Annotated in this window: 23 protein-coding genes; 9 read left to right on the forward strand and 14 right to left on the reverse strand. The window is 45.7% G+C overall.

Features of this window, described 5'->3' with window-relative positions:
* The first annotated feature begins 200 nt into the window (after nucleotides 1-200).
* Genes K0O23_RS07820 through K0O23_RS07830 form a run of 3 tightly spaced genes read left to right on the forward strand, consistent with a single transcriptional unit; the run spans nucleotide 201 to nucleotide 1,904 of the window.
* Nucleotides 201-692, forward strand: a complete 492-nt coding sequence (locus K0O23_RS07820; RefSeq protein ID WP_219876858.1) for an NADH-quinone oxidoreductase subunit A — start codon at nucleotides 201-203, stop codon at nucleotides 690-692.
* A gap of 27 nt (nucleotides 693-719) precedes the next feature.
* Complete coding sequence (nuoB, locus tag K0O23_RS07825) at nucleotides 720-1,274, forward strand: NADH-quinone oxidoreductase subunit NuoB (RefSeq protein ID WP_219877047.1); 555 nt, start codon at nucleotides 720-722, stop codon at nucleotides 1,272-1,274.
* A gap of 33 nt (nucleotides 1,275-1,307) precedes the next feature.
* Complete coding sequence (locus K0O23_RS07830; protein WP_219876859.1) at nucleotides 1,308-1,904, forward strand: NADH-quinone oxidoreductase subunit C; 597 nt, start codon at nucleotides 1,308-1,310, stop codon at nucleotides 1,902-1,904.
* A 47-nt stretch (nucleotides 1,905-1,951) separates the two neighbouring features.
* On the opposite strand, the gene K0O23_RS07835 is transcribed toward K0O23_RS07830, so the two are convergent.
* The 3 genes from K0O23_RS07835 to K0O23_RS07845 all read right to left on the reverse strand — a co-directional run bounded on the left by K0O23_RS07835 (nucleotide 1,952) and on the right by K0O23_RS07845 (nucleotide 4,635).
* Nucleotides 1,952-2,809 (reverse strand): PIG-L family deacetylase, encoded by an 858-nt coding sequence (locus K0O23_RS07835; protein ID WP_219876860.1) that lies wholly within the window; start codon nucleotides 2,807-2,809, stop codon nucleotides 1,952-1,954.
* Between the two features lie 60 nt (nucleotides 2,810-2,869).
* Nucleotides 2,870-3,523 carry a class I SAM-dependent methyltransferase gene (locus tag K0O23_RS07840; protein WP_219876861.1) on the reverse strand — a complete coding sequence of 218 codons (654 nt, stop codon included), beginning with the start codon at nucleotides 3,521-3,523 and terminating at the stop codon, nucleotides 2,870-2,872.
* A gap of 212 nt (nucleotides 3,524-3,735) precedes the next feature.
* Nucleotides 3,736-4,635 carry a hypothetical protein gene (locus K0O23_RS07845; protein WP_219876862.1) on the reverse strand — a complete coding sequence of 300 codons (900 nt, stop codon included), beginning with the start codon at nucleotides 4,633-4,635 and terminating at the stop codon, nucleotides 3,736-3,738.
* A 231-nt stretch (nucleotides 4,636-4,866) separates the two neighbouring features.
* Between K0O23_RS07845 and K0O23_RS07850 the strand changes: the two genes are divergently transcribed.
* The 4 genes from K0O23_RS07850 to K0O23_RS07865 all read left to right on the forward strand — a co-directional run bounded on the left by K0O23_RS07850 (nucleotide 4,867) and on the right by K0O23_RS07865 (nucleotide 11,232).
* Nucleotides 4,867-6,072 carry an NADH-quinone oxidoreductase subunit D gene (locus K0O23_RS07850; RefSeq protein WP_219876863.1) on the forward strand — a complete coding sequence of 402 codons (1,206 nt, stop codon included), beginning with the start codon at nucleotides 4,867-4,869 and terminating at the stop codon, nucleotides 6,070-6,072.
* 83 nt (nucleotides 6,073-6,155) lie between these two features.
* Nucleotides 6,156-7,016, forward strand: coding sequence for a phosphatase PAP2 family protein (locus K0O23_RS07855; RefSeq protein WP_219876864.1), 861 nt, complete (start codon nucleotides 6,156-6,158; stop codon nucleotides 7,014-7,016).
* Between the two features lie 71 nt (nucleotides 7,017-7,087).
* Nucleotides 7,088-9,499, forward strand: a complete 2,412-nt coding sequence (locus tag K0O23_RS07860) for a DUF5686 and carboxypeptidase-like regulatory domain-containing protein (protein ID WP_219876865.1) — start codon at nucleotides 7,088-7,090, stop codon at nucleotides 9,497-9,499.
* Between the two features lie 218 nt (nucleotides 9,500-9,717).
* Entirely contained in the window at nucleotides 9,718-11,232 is a 1,515-nt protein-coding gene (locus K0O23_RS07865; RefSeq protein WP_219876866.1) for an NAD(P)H-hydrate dehydratase, read from the forward strand.
* Here the strand turns inward: K0O23_RS07865 and K0O23_RS07870 are convergent.
* From K0O23_RS07870 to K0O23_RS07920, 11 genes are all read right to left on the reverse strand, one after another.
* Nucleotides 11,225-12,133, reverse strand: coding sequence for a UbiA prenyltransferase family protein (locus K0O23_RS07870; protein ID WP_219876867.1), 909 nt, complete (start codon nucleotides 12,131-12,133; stop codon nucleotides 11,225-11,227). The genes K0O23_RS07865 and K0O23_RS07870 overlap by 8 nt on opposite strands.
* Nucleotides 12,134-12,243: 110 nt before the next feature.
* A complete protein-coding gene (locus tag K0O23_RS07875) occupies nucleotides 12,244-12,804 on the reverse strand; it encodes an inorganic diphosphatase (protein WP_219877048.1) in 561 nt (186 codons plus the stop codon).
* 62 nt (nucleotides 12,805-12,866) lie between these two features.
* Entirely contained in the window at nucleotides 12,867-14,570 is a 1,704-nt protein-coding gene (gene pafA / locus K0O23_RS07880) for an alkaline phosphatase PafA (RefSeq protein WP_246596992.1), read from the reverse strand.
* 178 nt (nucleotides 14,571-14,748) lie between these two features.
* Entirely contained in the window at nucleotides 14,749-15,636 is an 888-nt protein-coding gene (gene atpG, locus K0O23_RS07885) for an ATP synthase F1 subunit gamma (protein WP_219876868.1), read from the reverse strand.
* Nucleotides 15,637-15,708: 72 nt separating this feature from the next.
* Nucleotides 15,709-17,289, reverse strand: a complete 1,581-nt coding sequence (gene atpA / locus K0O23_RS07890; RefSeq protein ID WP_219876869.1) for a F0F1 ATP synthase subunit alpha — start codon at nucleotides 17,287-17,289, stop codon at nucleotides 15,709-15,711.
* Between the two features lie 2 nt (nucleotides 17,290-17,291).
* On the reverse strand, nucleotides 17,292-17,849 hold the full coding sequence (gene atpH, locus K0O23_RS07895) for an ATP synthase F1 subunit delta (protein WP_219876870.1): 558 nt from the start codon (nucleotides 17,847-17,849) through the stop codon (nucleotides 17,292-17,294).
* Nucleotides 17,850-17,903: 54 nt separating this feature from the next.
* Nucleotides 17,904-18,398 carry a F0F1 ATP synthase subunit B gene (locus K0O23_RS07900; RefSeq protein WP_219876871.1) on the reverse strand — a complete coding sequence of 165 codons (495 nt, stop codon included), beginning with the start codon at nucleotides 18,396-18,398 and terminating at the stop codon, nucleotides 17,904-17,906.
* A 143-nt stretch (nucleotides 18,399-18,541) separates the two neighbouring features.
* Nucleotides 18,542-18,799 carry an ATP synthase F0 subunit C gene (gene atpE, locus K0O23_RS07905; protein ID WP_219876872.1) on the reverse strand — a complete coding sequence of 86 codons (258 nt, stop codon included), beginning with the start codon at nucleotides 18,797-18,799 and terminating at the stop codon, nucleotides 18,542-18,544.
* 36 nt (nucleotides 18,800-18,835) lie between these two features.
* A complete protein-coding gene (gene atpB / locus K0O23_RS07910) occupies nucleotides 18,836-19,873 on the reverse strand; it encodes a F0F1 ATP synthase subunit A (RefSeq protein WP_219876873.1) in 1,038 nt (345 codons plus the stop codon).
* Nucleotides 19,874-19,911: 38 nt separating this feature from the next.
* Nucleotides 19,912-20,301: a hypothetical protein gene (locus tag K0O23_RS07915; protein WP_219876874.1), complete on the reverse strand. Its 390-nt coding sequence runs from the start codon at nucleotides 20,299-20,301 to the stop codon at nucleotides 19,912-19,914.
* A gap of 5 nt (nucleotides 20,302-20,306) precedes the next feature.
* The gene (locus K0O23_RS07920) at nucleotides 20,307-20,537 is read right to left on the reverse strand and encodes an AtpZ/AtpI family protein (protein WP_219876875.1); all 231 of its coding nucleotides are present in this window, start codon (nucleotides 20,535-20,537) and stop codon (nucleotides 20,307-20,309) included.
* 339 nt (nucleotides 20,538-20,876) lie between these two features.
* Between K0O23_RS07920 and porW the strand changes: the two genes are divergently transcribed.
* Together porW and K0O23_RS07930 are read left to right on the forward strand one after the other, a co-directional pair.
* Nucleotides 20,877-23,744: a type IX secretion system periplasmic lipoprotein PorW/SprE gene (gene porW, locus K0O23_RS07925; RefSeq protein WP_219876876.1), complete on the forward strand. Its 2,868-nt coding sequence runs from the start codon at nucleotides 20,877-20,879 to the stop codon at nucleotides 23,742-23,744.
* Nucleotides 23,745-23,747: 3 nt separating this feature from the next.
* Nucleotides 23,748-26,066: a penicillin-binding protein 1A gene (locus tag K0O23_RS07930; protein ID WP_219876877.1), complete on the forward strand. Its 2,319-nt coding sequence runs from the start codon at nucleotides 23,748-23,750 to the stop codon at nucleotides 26,064-26,066.
* The last annotated feature ends 8 nt before the right edge of the window (nucleotides 26,067-26,074 follow it).

Below are 26,074 nucleotides of genomic sequence, written 5' to 3' on the forward strand. Positions count from 1 at the left end.
ACTGTATTAAAGTATAAATCCGCCTGGGTCAGTTAATGGCTCAGGCGGTTTTGCTTTGTGAAGGTTATACTTTTGCTGTCCTGTCCAACTCAGGAGAAATGACAAAAAGAGAGATTCACAAAACTCCCTCCCCTGTTTTTAGGGGAGGGCTGGGGAGGGGTAATTAATTTATCGTAAATTTGTATAAACAGCTGCAAGCAATGGCAGAAAACTATACTTCAGACTTTGGTACCATCCTGCTCTTCCTGATTGGCGGCGCTATATTCGTGGTGATTGGTTTGCTCACCAGCAGGCTTATCCGCCCGAACCGCCCGAACCAGGAAAAGCTGACGACATACGAAAGCGGTGAGGAACCTATTGGCAATGCCTGGATACAGTTTAACCCACGCTTTTACGTGGTGGCACTTATCTTTATCATTTTTGATGTAGAACTGGCCTTCCTGTTTCCGTGGGCAACGGTATTTGGCCGCAGAGACCTGATAGAAGCCACAGATGGTGCCTGGGGATGGTTTTCGCTTATCGAGATGTTCATTTTTATTGGTGTACTGGCGCTGGGCCTTGCTTATGCCTGGGCTAAAGGGCACCTGGACTGGATCAAACCCAAGCCTATACTTCCACAGAGTCGCTCTAAAATACCAATGGAAGTATATCAGCAGTTTAACGCCAAGCAAGACGCTAAGCCTAAAGTATAAACATTCATAATTTATAATTCATAACCCATAATTGCTTTGGACAAAACCGGAGAAGGCGGCATAGTAATTACTAAACTGGACGATCTGCTTAATTGGGCACGGCTCACGTCGTTGTTCCCGATGGGTTTTGGCCTGGCCTGCTGCGCTATTGAGATGATGGGAGCCTATGCCTCTGGCTACGACCTGGACCGCTTCGGCATTATACCACGCGCTTCGCCAAGGCAATCGGATGTAATGATAGTGGCCGGTACGGTTACCTTTAAGATGGCTGATCGCATACGACGCCTTTATGAGCAAATGCCTGAGCCGCGTTATGTGATCTCGATGGGCAGTTGCTCTAACTGCGGCGGCCCCTATTGGGAGCACGGCTACCACGTGGTAAAAGGCGTAGACAGAATCATACCTGTGGATGTGTACGTGCCCGGTTGCCCGCCAAGACCCGAAGCACTGATCGGTGGCTTTTTAAAGCTTCAGGAGATCATCCGGAAAGAGACCATCCGTGCACCAAGAGCCGTGCAGCAGATCATGGCGAAACGTGCACAACAAGGGCAGCCTGTAGCAGATGCAGAGAAGCAATCTTAATTCACTTATTCACACATTCAATCATTCAGAATTATGGATTTTGAGCAGCTACAGCAGTTTATAATTGATATGTTTGGCGCAGAAGTTATACTTGGCACCAATACCGACAACCTGCAGCCATACATTATACTTCAACCAGAACGCCTGCCAGAGGTGTGCCTGGAGCTGCACGATAATCCGCTTACATACTTTGATCTGCTATCCTGTGTTACTGGCATAGACAATGGGCCCGAAGCCGGCACCATGGAGGTAGCCTATAACCTCTACTCTATCCCGCATAACCACCACCTGATGCTGAAAGTACAGGTACAGCGCAACAACACTCCCGAGCAAAGTATGCCAGCCGTACCAACCGTAAGCCACATCTGGCGCACAGCCGACTGGCACGAGCGTGAAATTTTCGACTTGCTGGGCATTTACTTTACAGACCACCCTGATATGCGCCGCATCCTTTGCGCTGCCGACTGGGAGGGCCATCCGCTGCGTAAAGATTATAAGTTGCAAGACTATTACCACGGCATTAAAGTACCCTACGACCAGCACAACGAAAATAGCGGCTTCAGAGGCGAACCGGTGAAATTGATCTCCTCAGAAAACCCATTTACAGACAAACGGGAGAAGCCGGAGTAAGCTTAAAGCTATAATAAAACTGCAAAGGGTATTAAGGTAACTCAGCTTTATTTTTTCTCTATCACTCTAAAAAACTCCCTGTTAAATACCCCGAAGTACTCTTCGTGGTCGAATTTTTCAAAATAGGGAACAAAAAAGGAGATTACCTGCCGTTCTCTTTCGTTGAAAGCCCGCAAGAACTTCATTTTACTTTCCGATTGATCTTCAATGTTTATCTCAACAGTAGGTTCGGGCATGCCGGTTATGTTATACATTTCCAAAGCAGTCATATAGGAGTTTGGCTGGCCCCACTCTTCAAATAGTTTGGTTAAACGCTGCTTGATTATCTTATCTTCCATACTGTCTGGGTAAACCGTTTGATAAATGCGCTTTGGTGTAATAATGTCTCCGCTAAACCAGTCAAGCAATAACTGGCTTACAAAAATATGTTCCGGATGTCCGTAACCGCCCATAACGTTATCCATTGAGAAAATCACTGTCGGCTCAAATGCTTTAATTTCTTTTAGCAGTGCATCTGCCACAGCAGGGTTTGTAAAGGCCTTTTCAAAGTCAGCTTTAGGTATTGGCATGTAAGGCAGGTCATCCGGCTTAAGATCGCTACGCCTGTCTTCCGGAGCTATATTAATAAACTCTACACCATCCATAATAAGTGGCACTGCATTTTTCAAGGCTTCGTCTCGTTCCGGGCTTTCGCTGATAAAAGTAACCTGCTTTACTTCCCACCCCTGTTGGTTAAGCTTGCTAATGGTACCCGACATGGCTACCAGGTCGTCATCGTGTGCCACCACGATCAGGGCTTTTTTGTTTTCCTGGGTCGCCAGAAAGGTGTCTTCCGGATAGGTTTCGGAAGGGGACAGTGCTTCCAGATCAGACTTGCTTGGGCCGCAGCTGAAAAGGAAAAGCATGCTAAGTAACGTTAGGCAGTAATTTCTCATCAGTAAATATCAATGTTTGTTCTAATGCTTTTATACTTTATCGGGGGTTTTGTAGGTAAGTATCCAGTAATAGGTAAGGTTAATAAACCGGATATCAGTAGCAGAATCCTTAACCAACTCATGCAGTTGATCTTCTGTAAAGTAGTTTTTGAGCACCTGGTGTGTGCTGCCGTCAGATAGGGTGCGGTGCTGGTAAGTGTTGCCTTGCTCGTCCTGATGTGAGGCTGGAGTGTTACTGCCTTCCACATAGTTATTATCTACAAGCACTACGGTTCCACCGGGGTTTACACTAGCGTTAACAATGTTTATAAACTGAGGTAGTTCCTGCAGCTTAATATGCGATAGTATAAATCCGCCAAACAGACTTTCATACTTTGCCTGCTGTTTCAGTGCGAAGAGGTCGGCTTGTTTGTAGTTTACATTCCCGTTGGGGTAATCTTTTGCCTGGGCCACCTCCAGCACAGCCTCGTTTATATCGGTGGCAAGTATGTAGTGGGCTGTTTCGGCGATACGCTTTGTCCAGTAGCCGGTACCACAGGCTACTTCAAACACCGTTTTATCTGTAAAGATATCCTGCAGCAGTTTGGTGATCTGTTGCAACTCTTCCTGCCGTTCAGGTTTCTGATAAACCTGCTCGTACTCCCGGGCTCTTTCTTTATAGTATAAAATGAGGTCGGTGTTCATCTTAATGAGGTTGTGTTTAACGTACTGGGCTTTGCGGTGGCGTAGCTAACGTAAAGGTGTTGTTAGAGGCAGTTGTTTATTAGTATCTGAAAAGGCTGCTATCAAAAGCTTGCTTGCTTCATCACGATTCTTTTGCAATGCCTTTGCAAGCAGCCCTCACTACAAGAGTTATAAGGGAAGGACGTGAAAGCCTATTACGCTTCTCTTTAATCCTATTTAATATAACTCACATATTCTTTTAAGTTTCTTTCTCCGATTTTACTGCCAGAGTGGTTTCCCATTACTGTAAACTTAGGTGGCATCGAAACAGACACCACCTCGCTACCTTTCGTAGTTAGCACCAACTGTAACTGTAAGTCTGCACCGCTGGTTGAGTTAGGCAACATGTACACATAGGCAAAACCAGGAGCTTGGCTCAGGATAGCATCTTCCAGCTCTTTTGTGTCCACAATCTTGTAGCGGAGGCCGTACAGTTCATTTATCTCCTTCTTAGTAATACTCTCTTCCAGTTGTTGCTGATCTATGAGCAAAGTAAGGCTACTCAGCTTTTTTGCATTAACTTTCGCTTCCTTTGGGAATGAGGTCATCTCATTCTCCTTTACTCCCTTTCTGACGATATTCTGCACCACCTGTAGAGTACCAGCCATATCTGCTTCAGAAGGGGCTCTGGAAGAAAAGTTATGTCGATAGGTATATACATTGTAGATGGCATTCTCTGAAAGTCCCAGATCCATGACAAAAACAGTATACTTGCTGGTTGGATCTAAGACCCTTACATTACCCTTGGTACTAGCATGAGATAACTCCAAATTTTTAAAAGTCATAACCGCATGGGTATTTCTTCTCTTGTTCTTTTTGAGTGCCTGGAATTCTTCAGGGGATAAGTAGGTGATGTCTTTTTGCACCTGCCAGTAACTACTAATGTTCCTTTTGATATTCTGGCGTATCGCTGCTATAAAAGTTGAGTCCTTATCCTTCTTGGCTTCAGGCAAGACCACGAGAAGCGGCCTTTTTTCAAACTCTTTGAATTCCTTAACACTTCTGAGCAGCTGTCCATAGGACGGAGAGCTAAAGTATAAAAAAGCGAGTAAAATGATACAGATAGTTTTCATATAATTATATAGATGTTTGACAATTACCTCTAACTAGTAAATAAACGTAATAAACATACGCTTTTTTGTCGAAATCAACAGATAACCGTAATCGGACTAACGAATATACTATATATTGTGCAGAATCTATAAACGCTTCTCTATAACCAATCTCTCATTTACCTGCTGCACAAGTCCCTGTTTTTTCCGAACTTTGCTTAACTTTCTAACGCTCTAACATTATAACTCACTTTGTCCACGATCTACCAAAACTACCTGCTGCAATCGGAGCCGAACAAGTTTAGCCTTGATACCCTGAAGGCCGGTGAGATGATTGTGAACATGGGGCCGCAGCACCCGAGCACACACGGTGTATTGCGACTGGAGGTAGTTACCGATGGAGAGATTGTACGAGAGGTGGTACCGCACATTGGTTACCTGCACCGCTGTTTCGAGAAGCACGCCGAAAGTATGGCTTATAACCAGACCATACCCTACGTAGACCGCATGGATTACCTTGCTGCCATGAACTCCGAGCATGTGTGGTGCATGGGCGTAGAAAAGCTGATGGGCATTACCGACCAGATACTAAAGCGGGTGGAGTACATTCGTGTACTGGTAGCCGAGTTAAACCGCATTGCCTCACACTTTGTAGCCATTGGCACTTATGCCATCGACATCGGAGCTTTTACACCTTTCCTGTGGATGCTGCGCGACCGTGAGCACATTCAGCGTTTGCTGGAGTGGGTAAGCGGGGCACGCATGTTATATAATTACATTTGGGTAGGTGGTTTATACTACGACCTGCCCATCGGGTTTGAAGAACGCTGCCGTGAGTTTATAGATTACCTACTGCCCAAGCTCGACGAAATAGACACCATACTTCTGGAGAACAAGATCTTTATAGACCGCACCGCCAACGTGGGTGTTTTGCCTTTGGATGTTGCCATAAACTACGGCTGCACTGGCCCTATGCTGCGTGGCTCTGGCTTAAAGTATGACCTGCGCCGCGTAGATGGCTACAGCGTTTACCCGGAACTGGAGTTTGATGTGCCTATTGGCCAGGGTTTGGCTGGCACCACAGGCGATTGCTGGGACCGCAACTATGTACGTGCCCTGGAGTGCCGCGAATCGGTTAAGATAATACGCCAATGCCTCGATAAACTTACCACCGACCACAAACGCACCCCCGACTTTGACCCGCAGGCCGCTTGTCCTAAGAAAATACGCATGACGGGCACCAAGGAATTATACTTTAGAGCCGAAACCCCGCGCGGCGAACTGGGCTACTTCTTCCGGACTACCGACAAAAGCGATGTGCCTTTCCGTTGCCATGGCCGCTCTCCCTGTTTCTCTAACCTTTCGGTGCTGCCAGAGATAAGCCGGGGCTGCATGGTAGCCGACCTGATTGCCATTGTTGGCTCTGTAGACATCGTGCTAGGCGAAATAGACAGATAAACCCCACTAAAACGATACGCGTTTATAAGTACTTGACATTATTAGTACAATAAGCCTGATAGGAGTTATTCCTATTTATACTTATGAAAGCAAATAAACTGTTAGCGGTCCATCTATTATGCTTAAGTGTGCTGTTTGGGCCAATAGCTGCTGTAGCACAAGTTCAGCCAAAACCCAAAAGAGCTGCACAAACCGATACTCTCAGAACAATATCTCTAGATCCGGATATTTTTGTACCCGGCGACACCGTATTGCCAGGGCAGAAAAAACCTTTTACAGAATCGCAACGCTTGGAAGGAGACAACAAGCGTTTTCTTAAAAGAGCCGTTATTCCGTCTGCTGTGCTAATCGGTGCGGGTATTTATACTATCCGGGAACGGGGCTTTATTAGCAGCTTTGATGTTAACGATGCCCGGGATAAGGTGCTTCCTCGTTTTGCTACCAATGCCGATGACTTCCTGATGCTGGCCCCTTTGGCCGGGTTGTATGGCTTTAATATTATTTCATCACAGAACAGGCATCAGCTTAGCCGGCAAACACTTTTGTTGCTCGCATCCGGAGCAGTTGCCTCTGCAGTAGTTTGGCCCACTAAAAAAATTACTGACATAGACCGGCCTAACGGCAAATCTTATGCGTTTCCGTCGGGCCACACAACCTACGCCTTTACCATTGCCACTTTCATGGATAAGGAGTTCAGGCATAAAAGCCCATGGGTAAGTATAACCAGTTATACTTTAGCAGGGGCAACCGGGGTGCTGCGTGTGCTTAATGATGCGCATTGGATGGCTGATGTACTGGCAGGTGCAGGCGTTGGTATACTTTCTGTAAATACAGTGTACTGGGTGCATGCCAAGCTAACCCAGGGCGGAGGCCTTAATACTGCCGTTATACCTGTTGTGCTACCCAATGGCAGCCCCGGAGTAGGTTTGCTGGTAAATTTCTAGTAAATAATAATCTGAACAGCAGGCGCTTTTTCTGTAGCAGGATAAAGCGCCTTTTCTTTTATCTTTACCAGATGCCTAAGCTCCTGATAACTGTTTTATACTTTATACTTTTAGCCTCGGCTGCTTTTGCCCAGGTGCGAACAGTGCGGGGTGTGGTGCGCGATGCCAAAACCAACGAGAAACTGGCCTTTGTAAGTATAGCAGCCAACAACGGTGAAACAGGCACCACTACTAACCTGGAGGGCCAATACCAGCTGCGCCACAATAAGACAATCCAAAACCTGCGCTTTAGTTACGTTGGCTACGAGCCGCAACTAGTTTACCCGGATTCCTTGGAGGCTATCAATGTATACTTACAGCCCTCCGCGGCACAACTGCAGGAGGTAGTGGTATTGGGCACTGGCGAAAACCCTGCGCACCGCATTATCCGGCTGGCCACACAAAACCGCGATCAGCACAAACCGGAAAACCTGCAGGCCTATACGTACCGCACCTATAACAAATTTATACTTACCGCTGTGGATGCCCGCCAGATAGACCTAAGCGATACCCTGCAACTGGCAGAGCAGGACACAGCCTACCTTAACATGCGAAGTTTGCTGGCAAAACAGCATCTGTTTCTGATGGAAAGTATAACAGACTATGCTTACCTAAAACCCGATAAAGTAAAAGAGACCATACTTGCCACTCGCGTGTCGGGTTTGCAACAGCCAAGCTTTGGTGTAGTAGCGGCAGAAAGCAGGGATTTTTCGGTTTATGAGGATATGCCTGTTTTTTTCGGGAAACGCTACCTTAGCCCGCTAAGCCCCGGCAGCACCCGCAAGTATGACTTTATACTTCAGGAGACAAACATCATTGGTCGCGATACCACTTTTATTATCTCTTTTACACCGGAGCAAGGCAAGAACTTTGACGGACTGGAGGGGCTGCTATACATTAACAGCAAAGGCTGGGCCGTACAGAATGTGCTGGCGCAATCGGCCACAGACAAAGACCAGCGGGGTATTAAGCTTCAACAGCGCTTCGAGCAAACCGGCCCGCAGCAACACTGGTTTCTTACAGAGCTTGATGTGGAGATAACCATTCCGCAGTTCTCGCTTAAAGGCCACCAGCCATACGGACGCCTGCGCACTTACATCACCAACATCAACCTGAATCCTAACCTGCGCAAATCCGACTTTGGTGTGATAGCCCTGGAGCAAAAACCAGACGCGCACCTGCAACCCGAAAGCCTTTACCAGCAACACCGCCCTGATTCGCTTAACGCAAAAGAGCAGCTTACCTACACCCGCATGGACAGCGTTGGCAAAGCAGAAAAAATGGACCGCACCATCCGGTTAATGGAGTACCTCGTGGCAAAGCAGATCCCGACCGGGCCTGTTAGCCTGGACATTAACCGCCTTTTTAAGGCAAATGCGTTTGAGGGTGTGCGTTTGGGCATAGGCGCGCATACCAATGGCCTGTTTTCGGAGCGGTTTATACTTGGTGGCTACTGGGGTTATGGCTTTAAAGATGAGGAAGCAAAGTATGGCGCTGACGCTACGGTTATACTTCACAAGCCATCCGAGTTGCAGGTAAAGGCTGAGTTTTTTGAAGATGTGCTGGAGCCAGGGGCAAGGCGCCTGCCTTTCCAGCCGCGTAAACTGCTTACAGACCTTCGGCCTGCCGTACTCACTAACCTAAATTATACTACCCACAAAAGTATAGTCTTTTCCGGCAGGCCTGCCCGTTACCTGCAGGCACAAACCCAGCTAAGGCAAGAGCAACACCGGCCAACTTTATTCTCTGTAGAAGACGCACCTCTGCCAAAGTATAACCTAACTGAGGCTGTTGTAAGCCTGCGCTATGCCTACGGCGAAAAGTACATGCGGCAATTTAACCAGCTAATGCCCATGGCATCAGAATACCCAGTGCTTTGGCTGCAGTACACCCGTGGTTTTGATGGTTTACTGGATGGTGATTATACCTACAACAAGTATGAAACACGCTTAGAGGCCAGCTTCAGACATCGCACTTTTGGATTAAGCAGCTTTAAACTTGCTGGTGGCCTGGTAGATGGTGCTGCTCCTTTCTTTACCTTGTTTAACGGCTACGGCAGCTTTAATCCTAACTACAAAGTATACTCCGCTGATGGCTTTGAAACGATGCGCCCTTACGAGTTTTTCTCTGATCGTTTCGCGGCCATGTTCTTTTCCCAGAACTTCGGCAAACGCTTTATCCGCACCGGTTTCTTTAAACCGGATGTGGTAGCCGTAACTAATATTGGCTTCGGAGATCTGAAACAACCCATAACAGATTTTCCATTAACCGAGATCAACAGCATGCGCAAAGGCTTTTATGAATCCGGCCTGATCTTGAATAATGTGATCAGCTCTACCTTCTCCGGAATTGGCGTTGGTGCTTTTTACCGCTACGGCCCTTATGCGCTGGACGAGGCGAAAGATAACCTGCGCATAAAGCTTACCCTGACACTGGCGTTTTAGTATTTGAAGGACACAGTAAAGCAGGTTGTCACCCTTTGTAGGGACAGGTCGCGACCTGTCCACAGTATGGCAGCAGCTATGAAGCTGATACTTTACCCTTAAACAGACGTGGAATTTTCCATTGCTTCCAGACACAGATATCTGAAAGAGCAGTTGCATCAGCGCAATCAAAACTCATTATTCCATTCTAAGTATACTCTCTAAAACCCAGCCATACTATGAAACTCCTAACCGCAGCACAAACCAAAGAAGCGGATACCTTCACGATCAAAGAGGAAGGTATAACCTCCACAGATCTGATGGAGCGTGCTGCAAAGGCTTTCACAGGTTGGTTCGAAAATAAATTTCAACTTTCCGAAGAAGTGTATGTTTTCTGCGGGCCTGGCAACAACGGTGGCGATGGCTTGGTGGTGGCAAGACTGTTGCATCAGCGTAAGTATAGCGTTAAGGTGTTTTTAGTAGGAGACACGGAGAAAGTATCCCCTGATTTTAAGATTAACCTTGAACGCTGGTCTGATAAACTCTCAACAAAGCATATTACTGAGGTTAACCAGATTCCGGAAATAAGCCAAAGTATAAAAGTTATTGATGCACTATTCGGAACAGGACTAAACAGGCCGGTAACCGGAATTTATGCAGATGTAGTAGAAAAGCTTAACGCCAGTTCTGCCTGCATTACCTCCATCGATATGCCCTCCGGAATTTACTCCGATAGCCAGACACCACCAGAGGGAGCCATTATCAAAGCAACTTATACTATCAGCTTTCAACTGCCAAAGCTTGCCTTTTTACTGCCACAGCACGAAGCGTATGTAGGAGAGTGGCACGTGGTTCCTATTGGCTTAAGCGATAAGTTTATTTCCGAAGTTGAAACAGATTTATACTTTACCACACACCAGGATGCGCAGCGCATACTTAAGCCTCGTAAGAAATTCTCTCACAAAGGCATCTATGGCCATGCGTTGCTGCTGTGCGGAGGCTTCGGAAAAATGGGGGCTGCTGTGCTGGCTGCCCGGGCCTGCCTGCGCAGCGGAGTCGGCTTATTAACGCTGCAGGTACCATCTGCTGGTTATTCGATACTTCAAACTGCCGTACCCGAAGCTATGACCCTCTCCGACAAAAACCGCAAACACCTCTCAGAACTGCCTCAGGATATTGAAAAGTATAATGTGATTGGCATAGGCCCCGGCTTAGGAACTGAGCGTGTTACCAAAACTACCATAGGCCAATTGTTAAGTACCAGCACGCATAATTTGGTAATAGATGCCGATGCGATAAATATTATTGCTAGTAGCGAAAAGTTAAAAGCCAGTCTGCCCAAAAACAAAGTCATCTTTACACCACATCCCAAAGAGTTAGAGCGGCTGATAGGTAAAAGCAACAACGACTACGACAGGCTAAGAGATATGCTGGAGTTCTGCCATGAGTACCAATGCTACATCGTACTAAAGGGGAACAACTCTGCAATAGGCACTCCGGAAGGCAACCTATACTTTAACACAACAGGCAACCCGGGCATGGCCACAGGTGGAACCGGCGATGTGCTGACAGGTATTATTACTGCACTTGTAGCGCAAAACTATACGTTAGAAGAGGCATGTATACTTGGCGTGTACGTGCATGGCCTGGCCGGAGACCTTGCTCTTAAATCCGTTGGCGACATTGCCATGATAGCCTCTGATGTAACAGACCACTTGCCTCAGGCTTTTATGCACCTGCAGCAGCTTAGCTAAAGGCAAGATAGACTAACCCGGCGTGCACCAGCATTGCCCCGTCTGCCAGCAAAGCATAATATATTCTTGGCTTGTGCTCATCCGAAAACAACACCACTAAAGCTGCTACAAAGGCACTTGCCATTAACGCCAGCTGCACTTCACCTGTTTCTGATGTCGCCGCCAGCAAAGTATAAACAGCCAGTAAGGTTATGGATATAAACTTTGTATTCCTGACACCTATAAGGCCGGGTATAGTGAGTGTGTTTGTCGATCTGTCATAGGCGTAATCCCTGATATCGAATAACAAGGCCAGCGAAAGTATAAAAAGGAAACGGCGCAGTAGCAGCAACATGGCCTCGCCATCCCAGGCTGCAATACCGGCATCAAGCAACGGAAACCAAGCAGTTACCACAGCCCATACATACGCTATCAGGAAAACTTTTAACAGCGGTATACTTCGCAGGGGCCGCACCCAACTTGATTTGTATACAATCGGCACTGTGTACCAAACCGATATAAGAGCCAGGTGCAATACTACCAAAAGGTTGATGTTCAGGCCAAAGTATACATACATTCCTGTTGCCAGCATTATACTTGCTACACCTGTAAGTGCAAGCAGTTTTTTATTCCGCTGCCACCAATACCTGCTGGTTTTATACTTTTGCTGATGCGGCCACCTTACAAAACTATAAACGCTGCTTAAGTTATAGGTAAATAGGGTGGCCAGAAACACAAATACCGCCATCGGCATGGATATGGGCAACCCGGCAAGCTTGTAGGTTTCTATGGTTAAACTAAAGGCGCAGCACGAAATAAATACACTGCTGTATACAAAGCCCCCTAAAAGTTGCTCTGCCAATTGTGCCTGCGGTTTTCTGCTATACTTTTCAGCTATGCTGATGTGCCGATCGTGCGCCATTACATGCAATTACGCAACTAATCCTGCGTGTGTCAATGTATCTGTTAAAACAAAAAAGCCTGACGCAGGAAAAAACTCCTATGTCAGGCTTAACAGGAAAAGTAGTGTTGTTACAGCGTCTGCACTTTCTTAGGCTCGCCGAATGTAGCGTTATAAAGCTCTATGCTGTCTTTGATGATTTTATAAGCGTGCTCACGACCCAGGAACTGCTCCACGATAACTTCCTTATGCTCTAACTTCTTATAGTCTTCAAAGAAACGGCGCATCTCCAGTAGCGTGTGCGGAGGCAACTCAGAAATATCATTAATATGACGCACCGACATGTCGTTATAAGCAACAGCGATGATCTTATCGTCTTCTTCATTGTTATCAATCATTTGCATCACACCGATTACTTTTGCGTCGATCAGACACATTGGCTGCACATCTATAGAGCAGATAACTAAGATATCCAGTGGGTCTTTATCGTCGCAGTATGTTTGCGGAATAAAACCATAGTTAGCAGGATAGTTAACAGATGAGAAAAGCACACGGTCAAGCTTCAGCATACCGCTGTCTTTATCCAACTCATACTTTGCTTTTGAGCCTTTTGGTATCTCAATGATTGCGGTTACCACCTCGGGAGCTTCATCGCCGTAGCTTACGCTATGCCATGGGTTGTTGTTCTCCATATTCTCCATTTTAATAAAATTTTAATTTGCGCCGTCTTATATCTCTTCTTCAAGCGCTGTGGTTATTTCATGTATTGTTGTAAAGGTTGCCCTACGCTACCGTTGGGCTCTTGTATATATAGCCAACTGGCTATAGTAGGGGCAATATCAGCCACTTTTGTTTCTACTGAACTCTCACCTGGTTTCACATTCCACCCGTACCATACCAGTGGCACATGCGTGTCATAGTTAGAGTATGAGCCATGTGTGGTGCCTGTTGGTCTTCCAGAACCGTAGCCTTCAAACCATGCCGGACTTAAAATAAGAACTACGTCACCGCTTCTGGATGGGTAATAGCCACGCTCTACTCGTGCAAGCGGCCCATGAGACCAGCTTGATGTGGCAAGGCTAGAGCCAGTAACAGCTCTTTCTACAGGCGACAAACGGATCACATATTCTGCCACACGCTGCTGCACTTCACCCAGCGATAACTTTTTGCTATCAACCAGCTTTCTGTTAAGGTAGATGTTCTGGTTCATATAACGCTCAACCCAGGCGCCTTTTCCGTATAGTTTGCTTAAAAAGTTGTCTACAGAATCTCTTATTACAGCCGATGTTGATACACCTGCTGGCACTTTATACTCCGTTAAGTATGCCGGAACATGTGCCGCCCCGTGGTCAGATGTAAGAAAGAACAATACATTGCCTGCCCCTACCTCAGCCTCAATCTCATCAATCATCTCCCCAATTTCACGATCCAGGCGAATAAAAATATCCTGCGCCTCAATCGAGTTCGGTCCAAAAGTATGGCCTACGTAGTCCGGGGTAGAAAAGCTTACGGTTAAAAAGTCGGTATGCTTGTCTTTTCCCAGATTTTCCCCTTTCAGGGCTGCCAGTGCGAAGTCTTTGGTAATCGTATTGCCCCCTGGTGTAGAGCGCAGCAATTCAAAATCTTTTTTTCTAATAGCCGGCAGGTTGTGCGGGAATACCGGTTTGCTTTCACCTGAAAGCGTTCCCTCCCAAGGCATATCATCAGCGGTACTTTCTATGTACTGCTCTATAGGTAATAATGTATTCCAAACCTGGCTCAGGTACTGGTTAGGATACTGCTGCTGGTTAAACTGCTGCACCCAAGCCGGCAGATCTTTTCTGTAGAAGGTGCTCGTAATCCAGTTGCCGCTTTCAGAGTCGAACCAGTAGGCACCATTGCCTAAGTGGCCAGCCGGAAGTATAGATCCTCTATCTTTTAAAGACACACCAATTACTTTGGAACCCATATTGGTAGCCAACCTAAGTTCATCTGTAATGGTTGTTGTTACCATATTTGCAGGAGACATTTCTCCAGCATTAGATGTACTCCCTACTGTTTTTACTGATTTATCTTCGGTGCAATAAACTACTTTACCAGTTGTTCTGTCGTACCAGCTGTTTCCAACTATTCCGTTTATCGCCGGCTCGCTTCCTGTATAAATTGACGCATGGCCTGGTGCTGTATAGGTTGGTACATAACTGTATTGAGTGTTTTTGAAATTAAATCCCTTCCGGAGCATCCGTTTAAAGCCATTGTCGCTGTACTTGTCCCAGTAACGGTACAGGTAATCGTAGCGCATTTGGTCAACCACTATACCAACTACCAGCTTAGGCCTGTTCAGGTCTGTAAACGCTGTGCTTGTTTGGCTCTCGGTTGATGTTATCTGAGCAGGCTTTGTACAGGCTGTTAGTACCACTATCATCACGACAGCAGCTTTTGCAAATAGCTTAGCCTGTTTTAAGTCTTTAATTTTCATGGCATTTGGTATATACTTATTACAAATATAACAGGCACTCCTGTTATAATTTCTTTAAATGGTTGTTACAACTTAAATTTTTCAATTTGATAACAATCAATTACGATAGCATAAGTATAAAAAAAGAAGCAGCGCCCACCTGATGTTGGGCGCTGCTTTATGAAGTTTCTTTTTCTTCTTATTTTGAAGCCAGAGCTTCTGCACCACCCACAATTTCCAGAATCTCTTTGGTAATTGCAGCCTGGCGCGTCCTGTTATAGGTAAGCTTCAGCTCTTTCAGAAGTTCACCTGCGTTTTCAGTTGCCTTATCCATCGCAGTCATTCGGGCACCGTGCTCCGAAGCATTCGACTCCAGCACAGCTTTATAAACCTGAATTTTTAATGACTTAGGTATAAGTTCCTGAATGATCTCTTCTTTAGATGGCTCAAAAGTATAATCTACCAGCATAGCAGAAGCGCTCTCTTCAACCGGGTTCTCCTCAATTGGAAGGAACTGTTCTGTTTGTACGATCTGCGTAGCAACGTTTTTAAATTCGTTGTATACCAGGTCGATCTGATCGTAATCGCCTTTTACAAAACCGTCCATAGCATACTCAGCTGCTCCGCGCACCGTGTCAAACGACAGGTTTGAGAAGATGCCGGTAAACTCACCATTTACGTTGTAGCCTCTTTTCTTTAAAGCTTCGAAAGCTTTACGACCAATGGCAAGTACAGTAACTTTTCCAGCTGCCTGCTGCGCGCTATACTTTGTTTCGATCAGGGAAATTACTCCTTTAATGATGTTGGAGTTAAAGGCACCAGCCAGGCCACGGTCAGAAGAAACAGCTATGATAAGCACATTTCTTACTTCGCGTTTCTCTGTATAAACATTTGTTACTGAACCCTCCGCCATAGACGACAGGTTAGCCAGTATGCCACCAAGGCGCTGAGCGTAAGGGCGCATACGTAGTATGTTATCCTGAGCACGTCTAAGCTTGGCAGCGGCTACCATTTTCATGGCTTTCGTAATCTGCTGCGTAGACGAGATGGATACAATGCGGCCTCTAACCTCTTTTAAACTTGCCATATTATTGTTGCTATGAGCATAAATCAGGGGTTAACAAACTTATGCTGCAAACCCCTGATCATTAAGTTCAGACTATTTTTTATATCTACCTGATACTTCTCTAGCTACTTGCTTGAGAGTATTTGTAGTTTCATCATCTAACTTACCAGCTTTCAAAGCGTTTAGCACGTCATTGTGCTGTGCACGCATTGTTAGCAGGAAGTCTTTCTCAAAGTTTCTAACTTCAGAAACCGGAACGTTGTCCATCAAACCGTTCGTAGCGCAATAGATAATAGCTACCTGCTCCTCTACAGATACCGGAGAGTACTGTGCCTGCTTCAGGATCTCAAGGTTACGACGACCACGCTCAATTGTAAGCTTAGTAGCCGCATCCAGGTCAGAACCGAATTTCGCGAAAGCTTCTAGTTCACGGAACTGTGCCTGGTCAAGCTTAAGCGTACCCGCTACTTTCTTCATTGACTTGATCTGAGCAGAACCACCCACACGAGATACCGAGATACCTACGTTAATCGCAGGACGGATACCCGAGTTGAACAGGTTTGTCTCAAGGAAGATCTGACCGTCAGTAATCGAAATTACGTTTGTCGGGATATAAGCAGAAACGTCACCAGCCTGAGTCTCGATAATTGGAAGGGCAGTAAGTGAACCACCACCTTTTACCAACGGACGAAGAGAATCCGGTAAATCATTCATGTTCTTAGCAATCTCATCAGATGCGTTGATCTTAGCGGCACGCTCCAATAAGCGAGAGTGCAGATAGAATACGTCACCTGGGTAAGCCTCACGTCCTGGAGGTCTTCTTAGGAGAAGAGACACCTCACGGTAAGCTACGGCCTGCTTAGAAAGGTCATCATAAACAACCAGTGCAGGACGGCCGGTATCACGGAAGAACTCCCCGATAGCAGCACCTGTAAATGGCGCGAAGAACTGCATTGGAGCCGGATCAGAAGCTGAAGCCGCTACAACTACTGTATAATCCATGGCGCCACCTTTCTCAAGGGCCATCACAACCTGTGCAACTGTAGATGCTTTCTGGCCAATAGCCACATAAATACAGAATACAGGCTCGCCTCTTTCGAAGAACTCGCGCTGGTTCAGGATAGCGTCAATCGCAACAGCTGTTTTACCAGTCTGGCGGTCACCGATGATAAGCTCACGCTGGCCACGGCCAATCGGAATCATCGAGTCAATTGCCTTGATACCAGTCTGCAACGGCTCGTTTACCGGCTGACGGAAAATAACACCAGGAGCCTTACGCTCTAGTGGCATCTCATATAGTTCACCCGCAATTGGTCCTTTACCGTCGATAGGCTGACCAAGTGTGTTTACTACACGGCCAATCACGCCTTCGCCTGCTTTGATAGAGGCAATGCGGTTTGTTCTTTTAACGGTAGCTCCTTCTTTGATCTCGCTGTAGTCGCCAAGTAATACGGCACCTACGTTGTCCTCTTCCAGGTTCAGAACGAGTGCCTGAAGTCCGTTCTCAAACTCTAATAGCTCACCAGACTGTGCTTTGGAAAGGCCATAGATACGAGCGACACCGTCACCCACTTGTAGTACAGTACCAACTTCTTCCAGTTCTGCCTCAGAGCGGAAGTTAGATAGCTGCTCTCTTAATATGGCTGATACTTCGTCAGGTCTTACTTCTGCCATGATTATAGTTTATTAATGTATGGGTTGTCTTTGAATTCATTTCTCAGCTTGCGAAGACTGTTTTTCACAGAGCTGTCTATTTGTTTATCACCTACTTTAAGCACGAAGCCGCCGATAAGCGATGGGTCGATTATTTCCAGCAATTGGATTTTCTGACCATACTCTGCAGCTAACTTGCCTACTAATTGCTCGCGCAGGTTTGCAGTAAGCGGCAGCGCCGATGTTACCTGAGCTTTTACAATACCTTTGATCGTATTGTACTGCTCTTCAAAAGAAGCTGCGATGAACTCAAGGTGAGATTCACGCTGCTTGCGGGCTACAATGCTGAAGAACGCCAGCGTAAGCTCCTGCACTTTGCCTTTAAATACCCCGTTAAGTATAGCCAACTTTTTATCAGGCTTAACTATCGGGTTCTGAAGCAACAACTGAAAATCGCGGTTCTGAGAAACTACCTTTGAAAAAAGCTGCATATCGTCATGCACTTCTTCCAGTATGCCTTTCTCATTCGCCAGCTCAATCAGCGACTTCGCGTATCTGGAAGCAACTCTAAATTCTGACATAATGCTTGTTTATGATACAGCGGCCGCGTTAAGGCAAACCACCTTTAGATTCTTTTAGTTAAGCGTTACTTCACGGATGTAATCCGCTGCCAGCGCCTGCTGTGCGTCCGGGTTGCTCAGCTCTTTTCTCAGGATGCGCTCTGCAATTTCAAGAGAAAGTGTAGCAGCCATGTTCTTCACCTCTGTGATAGCCGCGCGTTTCTCATTCTCGATCGCCTCACGTGCCTGGGCAATCATGCGTGCACCTTCTTCGTTTGCTTTGTTCTTAGCCGACTCTACAAGAGCGTTACCAGCATCAGAAGCATCTTTCAAAATTCTGTCACGCTCTAAACGTGCTTCTGCTAAAAGCTTCTCGTTGTCTGCCTTTAAAGACTGAATCTCAAGCTTTGCTCTTTCGGCAGCGCTCAAGGCATCTTCAATAGAAGCCTCACGCTCATGAAGTGCTTTCATGATTGGCTTCCAAGCAAACTTAGCAAGCAGGAACAGAACAATCAGAAATGTTACTAGCTGCCAGAAAATTAGACCGATACCTGGGGTTACTAACTGCATTGTTTATTTTGTTAGAGAAATAAGTTCTGTTTAGTTGATCTCGATTTTACTCTGGCAGACGAGCACCTTTAACTGCCTTTAAACCACTTTAGATCTCATCGTCCGGACCATTCGTCCGGACGTGAGATCCACAAAAGCTATAACTAGCCTTTGAAAGAAATTAGCAAGCATACTACCACACCGAAAAGTGCAACACCTTCGATAAGGGCAGCCGCGATAATCATGGCAGTCTGGATTTTGCCACCAGCCTCAGGCTGACGAGCGATAGATTCCATGGCAGAGCCACCGATTCTACCAATACCCAAACCAGCGCCTAGAGCTACTAGACCAGCACCGATACCGGCACCCATGATTGCTAAACCTGCGCCTTCTGATAGAGCTTGAAGCAGAATTGCTAACATAATTGTAGTTATATAGAGTTAAAAAAAAGATTCTGATTAATGATGCGCTCCGTCACCGTGGCCTAAATCGCCCACATGATCGTGCTCTTCTACTGCGCCACCGAAGTACATCGCAGAAAGAAGCGTAAAGATATAAGCCTGCAACAGCGCCACGAACAACTCCAGGAAGTTCATAAAGGTAGCGAACGCCACACTTAAAGGACCAACTGCAACGCTCTGGAAAATAAATATTAAGCTAAAAAGGGAAAGAATGATAATGTGACCTGCCGTAATGTTCGCAAAAAGACGAATCATAAGAGAGAACGGCTTTGTGATGATACCGATCAATTCTACAGGAATCATGATCGGAGCTAACCACACTGGCACACCCGGAGTTGCAAAAATGTGGCCCCAATAGCTTTTGTTACCGCTAAATACAGTAATAAGAAGTGTCATGGTTGCCAGCACCAGTGTAACAGCGATATTACCTGTTAAGTTAGCGCCACCCGGCATTAAACCAAGCAGGTTGTTAAACCAGATAAAGAAGAAGATGGTAAGCAGGTAAGGCATGTAACGCTCATACTTCGGACCGATGTTAGCCTTGGCAATTTCATCCCGAATAAAGATGATGATCGGCTCGAAGAAAGACTGCATGCCTCTTGGCGCCTTACCCTGGTTCTTTTTGTAAGAAGCTGCTATACCGAAGAAAACGAAGAACATCAGCGCCACACTAACAAACATAGAAGCCACATTCTTGGTTATCGATATATCGTACAGCCCGGCATAGTCAGCGATTGGCTCGCCTGCCTCATTGGCCTTATAAATATGACCATGGTCCATTACATAACCATTATAAGGCACGATCTCATGCTCTTCGTTGTAGAAATTGCTTGAAGAGAACACGTTCACCTCACCGTTATCTACCAGAATCACTGGCAAATAAAGAACTACTCCATCAGCAAAATGCCACGAATAATCATCTGCGATGTGATGCGTGATCATGTCGCCTGGCTTAAACTCGCCGCCTTCTGCCGGTTCAGCAGCATGGGCTGCTATTGTTAAGAAGGAAAACAGTAAAACTAATAACTTCTTCATTAAGAGAGATTTAGAAACAGATTTTATCAAGTTTTGCTTTATTCTTGATCCTGCCTTTTCAAATTCGGGCGCAAGTTAGCCAATAAGCTGTAAATTTCAAACCCGGTAAATAGAAAATAAAGCACAAAGAAGTTTAAAACGAACTGTAATTCGTTTTCAGAAAAGAGGAATACATAAACAAATATTACTCCTATACTTAGTATCATCCGAAAGCCCATCGAGCCAAAGTAATATAGCTGGAAATTATCTTTGTCGTAGCTGATACCCAGACGGCTAATATAAAAAGTAAGCGCTGTAACAAATACAAAAAAACCAAAGATGTACCAGATAAAAGGATGCACCAGCTGGTTGCCGGTAAAGTATAAAATCACTCCCATAAGCATGCCGATCACGCCTGAGAAAATGAGGAGATTTCTGATAAAGTTCACGTAAGTTATTTTTTATTAAGCGACAGAATAACCAACACCATAGAAGCCACAACAGCTATCACCAATAGTGTAATAGTAAACCAGGGGTTCTGTGTCCCGAAGTAATCATCCAGTTTCATGCCTGCAAATGCAGCCAGCACCATGGCCCCAATCATTTGAAAAGCCAGCCCTGAATACTTTAGGTACGGCTTTATATTATCGTTTTTGGGCTTATTTGGAGATGTTTCGTCTGGCATTTCCGCGCTGATTTTTAAACCGATGCAAAATTAGTTCTTTTTATCCAGCTTAGTGCACCACTACGCTATATCTTTTGTTACATCCAGGAGCTTGCTACACAAGATGTGTATGCAACTGCGCCTGAAACCAAAAATGGTTTTGTATAGTTCAATAGCTGGCTAACTGCAGTACCTGTTTAACTATTGGCAGATTATTGTATTTTTGTATAAGTAAGTTACCATAACCAGAATCCGCAGCTTATTTAATATTATATTTACCGTACTGGTAAGCTATACTTAACCATGTAGCCACTACGTTTATACTTAATATAGCATCAAAACCTTTGCCCCTGATTTAACTTGAATAAGAACCACCTTTTTTTATGCTTCCTTTTGGTTGGGCTTTTGCTGGCAGCTTGCTCTGTTGAGCGTAAAAATCCGCTTAGCAAAACCTACCATAACACCACGGCACGCTACAACGGCTATTTTCTGGCAAAGGAGAAAATGGCTGTTATAGAAAATGGCTTACAGGAAGGGATGCAGTACGATTATAACCAGGTACTGCCTATTTACCCGCATATAGATACTACCACTGCTAAAGCACTTACCCCTGAGCTGGAGGATGTGATTAAGAAAGCGTCTTTCCCGATTCAATACCACAAAAACAGCAAGTGGATTGATAACTGCTACATATTAATAGGACAGGCTAACTTTTACCAGCTCAACTTTGGTGAGGCCTCCCGCACTTTTAAGTATGTAAACTCCACCAGCAAAAATGCCAGCGACAGGCACGAAGCGCTGGTGTGGCTTATGCGCACTTTTCTGCAAACCGGCGAGATGGACAACGCCCAGCAAGTATCGGAGTATCTCAGAAAAGAGCGTTTAAATAAAGACAATGCGCGAGAGTTATACTTAGCCCGTGCTCAATACCACCGTATACTCGGCGACACAGCCGCAGTTATGGACAACCTGGCTTACTCTCTTCCTAACTTTGATGATAAAGACGAACAGTCGCGCATCAGGTTTACATTGGCGCAACTTTACCAGCTTACCAACCAGGACAAAGAGGCTTATAAACAATACAGCAAAATTCTCCGCCGCAACCCACCTTACGATCTGGGCTTTTTTAGCAGGTTAAATTTAGGACAAGTATCGGAACTGGAAGACAAGCAGGACACAGAGCGTATTGCCAATTATTATAAAAAACTGCTAAAGGACGATAAAAACATCGAATACCGCGACAAGATATACTATGAAATGGCGCAGTTTGAGCTTCGCCGGCAAAACTACGACAAAGCCCTTGCTTACCTGGATCAGTCGCTTAGAACACCTGGCACGTTGCAAAACCAAAAAGCCTATAGCTATGTGTCGGCTGGTGAAGTATACTTTGATAACCTGAGCAAGTATAACCTGGCAGCCGTTTACTACGACAGTGCCACACAAGTATACCCGCAAACTGCATTAGGCTACGAGGCCGTGGCAGAACGCCGCGACATCCTGGCTGATTTTGCAAAACAATTCTCCACTATTCAGACTCAGGACAGCCTGCAGCGCATTGCACGCATGAGCGAGGCCGAGCGTACAGATTACCTGCAGCAACTTATCCAGCGCCAGGAAGAGCAGCGTCGGCAGGATTCGGCAAGGCAGGTGGCTGCAACTCAAAAGGATAACAAGCAAGACACTGGCGCTAACAGAAACCGTCGCAACAACAGTGGTTTTCAGGATAACACTACGGTAGGAGGTGTTTGGTATTTTGATAACCCAACTGCTATGGCCTCGGCAAGGTCGGAGTTTACACGCCGCTGGGGAGACAGACCACTACAGGATTTCTGGCGTATACGTGCTCGTGGCGAAAGCGGCAGCACTAATCAGGCTGAGATTGCACGCGCGCCTTTAACCTCGCCGGAGAAGCAAATGAGCGCAGCCGAACGAAATCAAATGCAGATGCAGCAGTATCTGAAGGATATTCCTTTATCCACAGCTGACATGATGCGCTCTGAAAAAGAAGTGGAGGATGCTTACTTCAGGCTTGCCAACATTTACAGCCAGAAACTGCGAAACCCGCAGAAAGCTACAGAGGCTTTTGAAGAGTTGCTGAAGCGCTTCCCGAACTCAGAGCACACCGCAGAAACCTACTATAGTTTATACTTGCTGTATGGCAAAGCTGATAATAAAGAGCAGCAACAGGTATACTATAACAAAATAAAGCAGCAGTACCCTAACACCACTTTTGCACGCCTTATAGACGATTCAGACTTTATGTCTAAGAACGCTGCGGATAACTTAAAAGCACGTGCCCTATATGATTCAGCGTATACCCATTACGGGGAGTTTGAATTTGCCAGGGCGACAAACCTTTTAAACCAACTGGTAAGCCAGTATCCGCTTAATGATATACAAGATAAAGTGGCTTACCTGGAGGTGATGATAACGGCACGCACTAAAAAGCCCGAGGAACTCTATAGCCAGCTAAACAGCTTTAAGAAAAAATATCCGAACAGCCCTTTAATGCCTCAGGCAAACCAGTTGCTGGCTACTTACCAAAGCCTGGAGCAGAAGAACGAGTTACGCCGTGATGCGCCATCTGCTATTGCGCCAAAGCAAAAAGCGGGCAATACCTTAACACCTGAACAAAAAGTTAGCACAGAAATTGCTTCTACAGCCACAGCATCTGTTGCAAAGGCAACACCACAGGTAATGCCCGCGGCTACAACACCAGAGCAAGCTAATAAAACCGACACTACAGCGCAGATAGCTACACCTGAGCCGAAGCAAACCTCAAAGAATAAAACAGAGCAACCGGCAACTGCACCTGCCGATTCAGTTAGTTTGCCAACGCCTACTGCTCCGCCCGTAGATCCGATGGCGTATGAGGCTGCTGCGGATTCTGCTTTTTATGTTGTTTTGTTATACCCTACTTCTGCACCAGCTTTTAAGGATGTGCAGCCAAAGTATGAAAAGTATAACAACACCTACTATAAAAATCAGCAATTAAGTATGGACTCTGCTGCTTTTTCTGCGGATAAAACAATGCTGGTGATGCGTTCTTTTGCCGATGCAAAGCAGGCGCAGGCATTTGCTGTAAAACAAAAAGCACCCCAGTCGCCGATAGGTAGAATTAGAGGCGTAGAATTCGTTACCTTTGTTATTTCATCTGCAAATTATAAGAAATTCCTGCAGAAGAAAGACCTGGATACATACCTGACCTTCTATAAAAACAATTATTAATACATGACTACGCGTCAAAAAGCAGTTGAACCTCAACCGAAATCATACTTTCCTAAAATAGCATCTACACTCTGGTTGCTGTTTTTAGGTGGCTTTGCGGTGTTTATACTTTATGTATATGCAGTAAGTATAAACTTCCTTAACTTATTTGGGGAGCTACCCAACCTGCGCACCCTCGAAAACCCTAAAAGTGAACTCGCCTCGGAGCTATATTCTGCTGACAATGTGATGCTCGGCAAGTATTTCCGTGAAAACCGTTCTCCTGTAGATTACGAAGACCTTCCGGATAACCTGGTTAACGCACTTGTCGCAACAGAGGATGTGCGCTTTGAAGAACACGCCGGCATTGACCCGCAGGCCATGCTTCGTGTAGCAGCAGGTATTATTACCGGTAACCGTAAAGGCGGCGGTAGTACCTTAACACAGCAGGTAGCCAAAAACCTTTTCGATACACGCAGCGATGAACTGAACAATGGTGTACTTAACGGCGTGCCCGGCATTGGCATGCTGATACTCAAGACAAAGGAATGGATTATGGCCGTGAAGCTAGAACGCTCTTACACCAAGCGCGAAATCCTGACGATGTATCTGAATACTGTAGATTTTGGTTCTAATGCCTTTGGTATTAAAGTAGCTGCCAAAACCTTCTTCAACAAAAAACCACAGGAACTGGAAGTACAGGAGTCTGCTGTATTGGTAGGTTTGTTAAAAGCGCCAACTGCCTTTAGCCCTAAATTTAACCCTGAAAACTCTAAGCGCCGCAGAAATACTGTACTGGCCCAGATGGTAAAGTATGGCTTTATGCCGGAAGAGCAGTTTCAGCAATTAAAAGAAGAGGATATCAAACTGAATTATAGCGTAGAAAACCAGAATATTGGTTTAGCGCCATACTTTAGAACCGAAGCTAGCAAATTCTTATTGCAGTGGTGCCGCGAAAATGGCTACGATCTCTACTCTGATGGACTGAAAGTATACACCACCATCGACTCGCGTATGCAGAAGTATGCTGAAGAGTCGATGGCAGAACACATGAAAGGCCAGCAGAAGCTTTTCTTTGAACATTGGAAAGGGCGTAACCCATGGGTAGACCGTGACAATAAAGAGATCAAAAACTTCCCGGAGGTAGCCATTAAACGAACTGAGCGCTATCGCCGCCTGAATGCGCGCTTCGACGGCAACCAGGATTCTATCAATTATTACCTGAACAAAAAGGTACCGATGCGCATCTTTACCTGGGATGGGGAGAAGGATGTAGAAATGAGCCCGATGGATTCACTTAAGTATTACAAGCATTTCCTGCAAGCTGGCTTTATGGCTATGGAGCCGCAAACAGGTCACATCAAAGCCTGGGTAGGTGGTGTTAACTACAAGCACTTTAAGTATGACCACGTAAAGCAGGGTATTCGCCAGCCGGGTTCTACTTTTAAGCCATTCCTCTATACTGCTGCTATCGAGAATGGCTACTACCCTTGTTATGAGGTTATAGATGCGCAAGTATGTGTGCCTCTTCCTGATGGCAACATGTGGTGTCCTAAAAACTCAGACAACAAGTATAGTGGCCAGAAATTTACGCTCCGTAAAGCTTTGGCAGAATCTGTCAACTCTGTTTCTGCTTACCTGGTAAACAAGCTCGGCCCTGAAACACTGGTTCAAACAGCTAAGCGCATGGGTATTTCTACGGCACTAGATCCTACACCTTCATTAGCGCTTGGTACCAGCGATGTTTCCCTCTTCGATATGGTTGGAGCTTATGGCACATTTGTTAACGGAGGTACATGGGTTGAACCTAACTTTATAACCCGCATCGAAGATAAGCATGGTAACGTAATTGCTGAGTTTGCTCCTAAAACCGTAGAGGCACTTAGCGAAGAAACGGCTTACCTGATGGTTCACATGTTAAAAGCAGCTGCCGAGCCAGGTGGTACCGCTTATTACGGACTGCGCCACAGAAACGGCCTTAAAAATGAGATTGGTGCTAAAACAGGTACTACCCAAAACCAGTCTGACGCGTGGTTTATGGGTCTTACGCCAAATTTAGTTGCCGGCACCTGGGTTGGCGGCGAAGACCGTTCTATCCATTTTCGTACCATTGCCTTAGGTCAGGGTAATAAACTGGCTATGCCAGTGTACGGCGCCTTTATGCAGAAAGTATACGCTGATAAATCACTGGATCTATCGAAAGATGCTTTTCCTAAACCTTTGGCGCCTTTATCTGTAGAATTAGATTGTGCTAAGTATAACCAGGGTGTGCCTATCGATTCGTCTCAGCAGGATGAGTTTTTGAATATGCCAACCGAAATTGATTTGGACGCAGATTTCTAATTATGATT

The sequence above is a fragment of the Pontibacter aydingkolensis genome, from assembly GCF_019443125.1.
Lineage (GTDB): Bacteria > Bacteroidota > Bacteroidia > Cytophagales > Hymenobacteraceae > Pontibacter > Pontibacter aydingkolensis.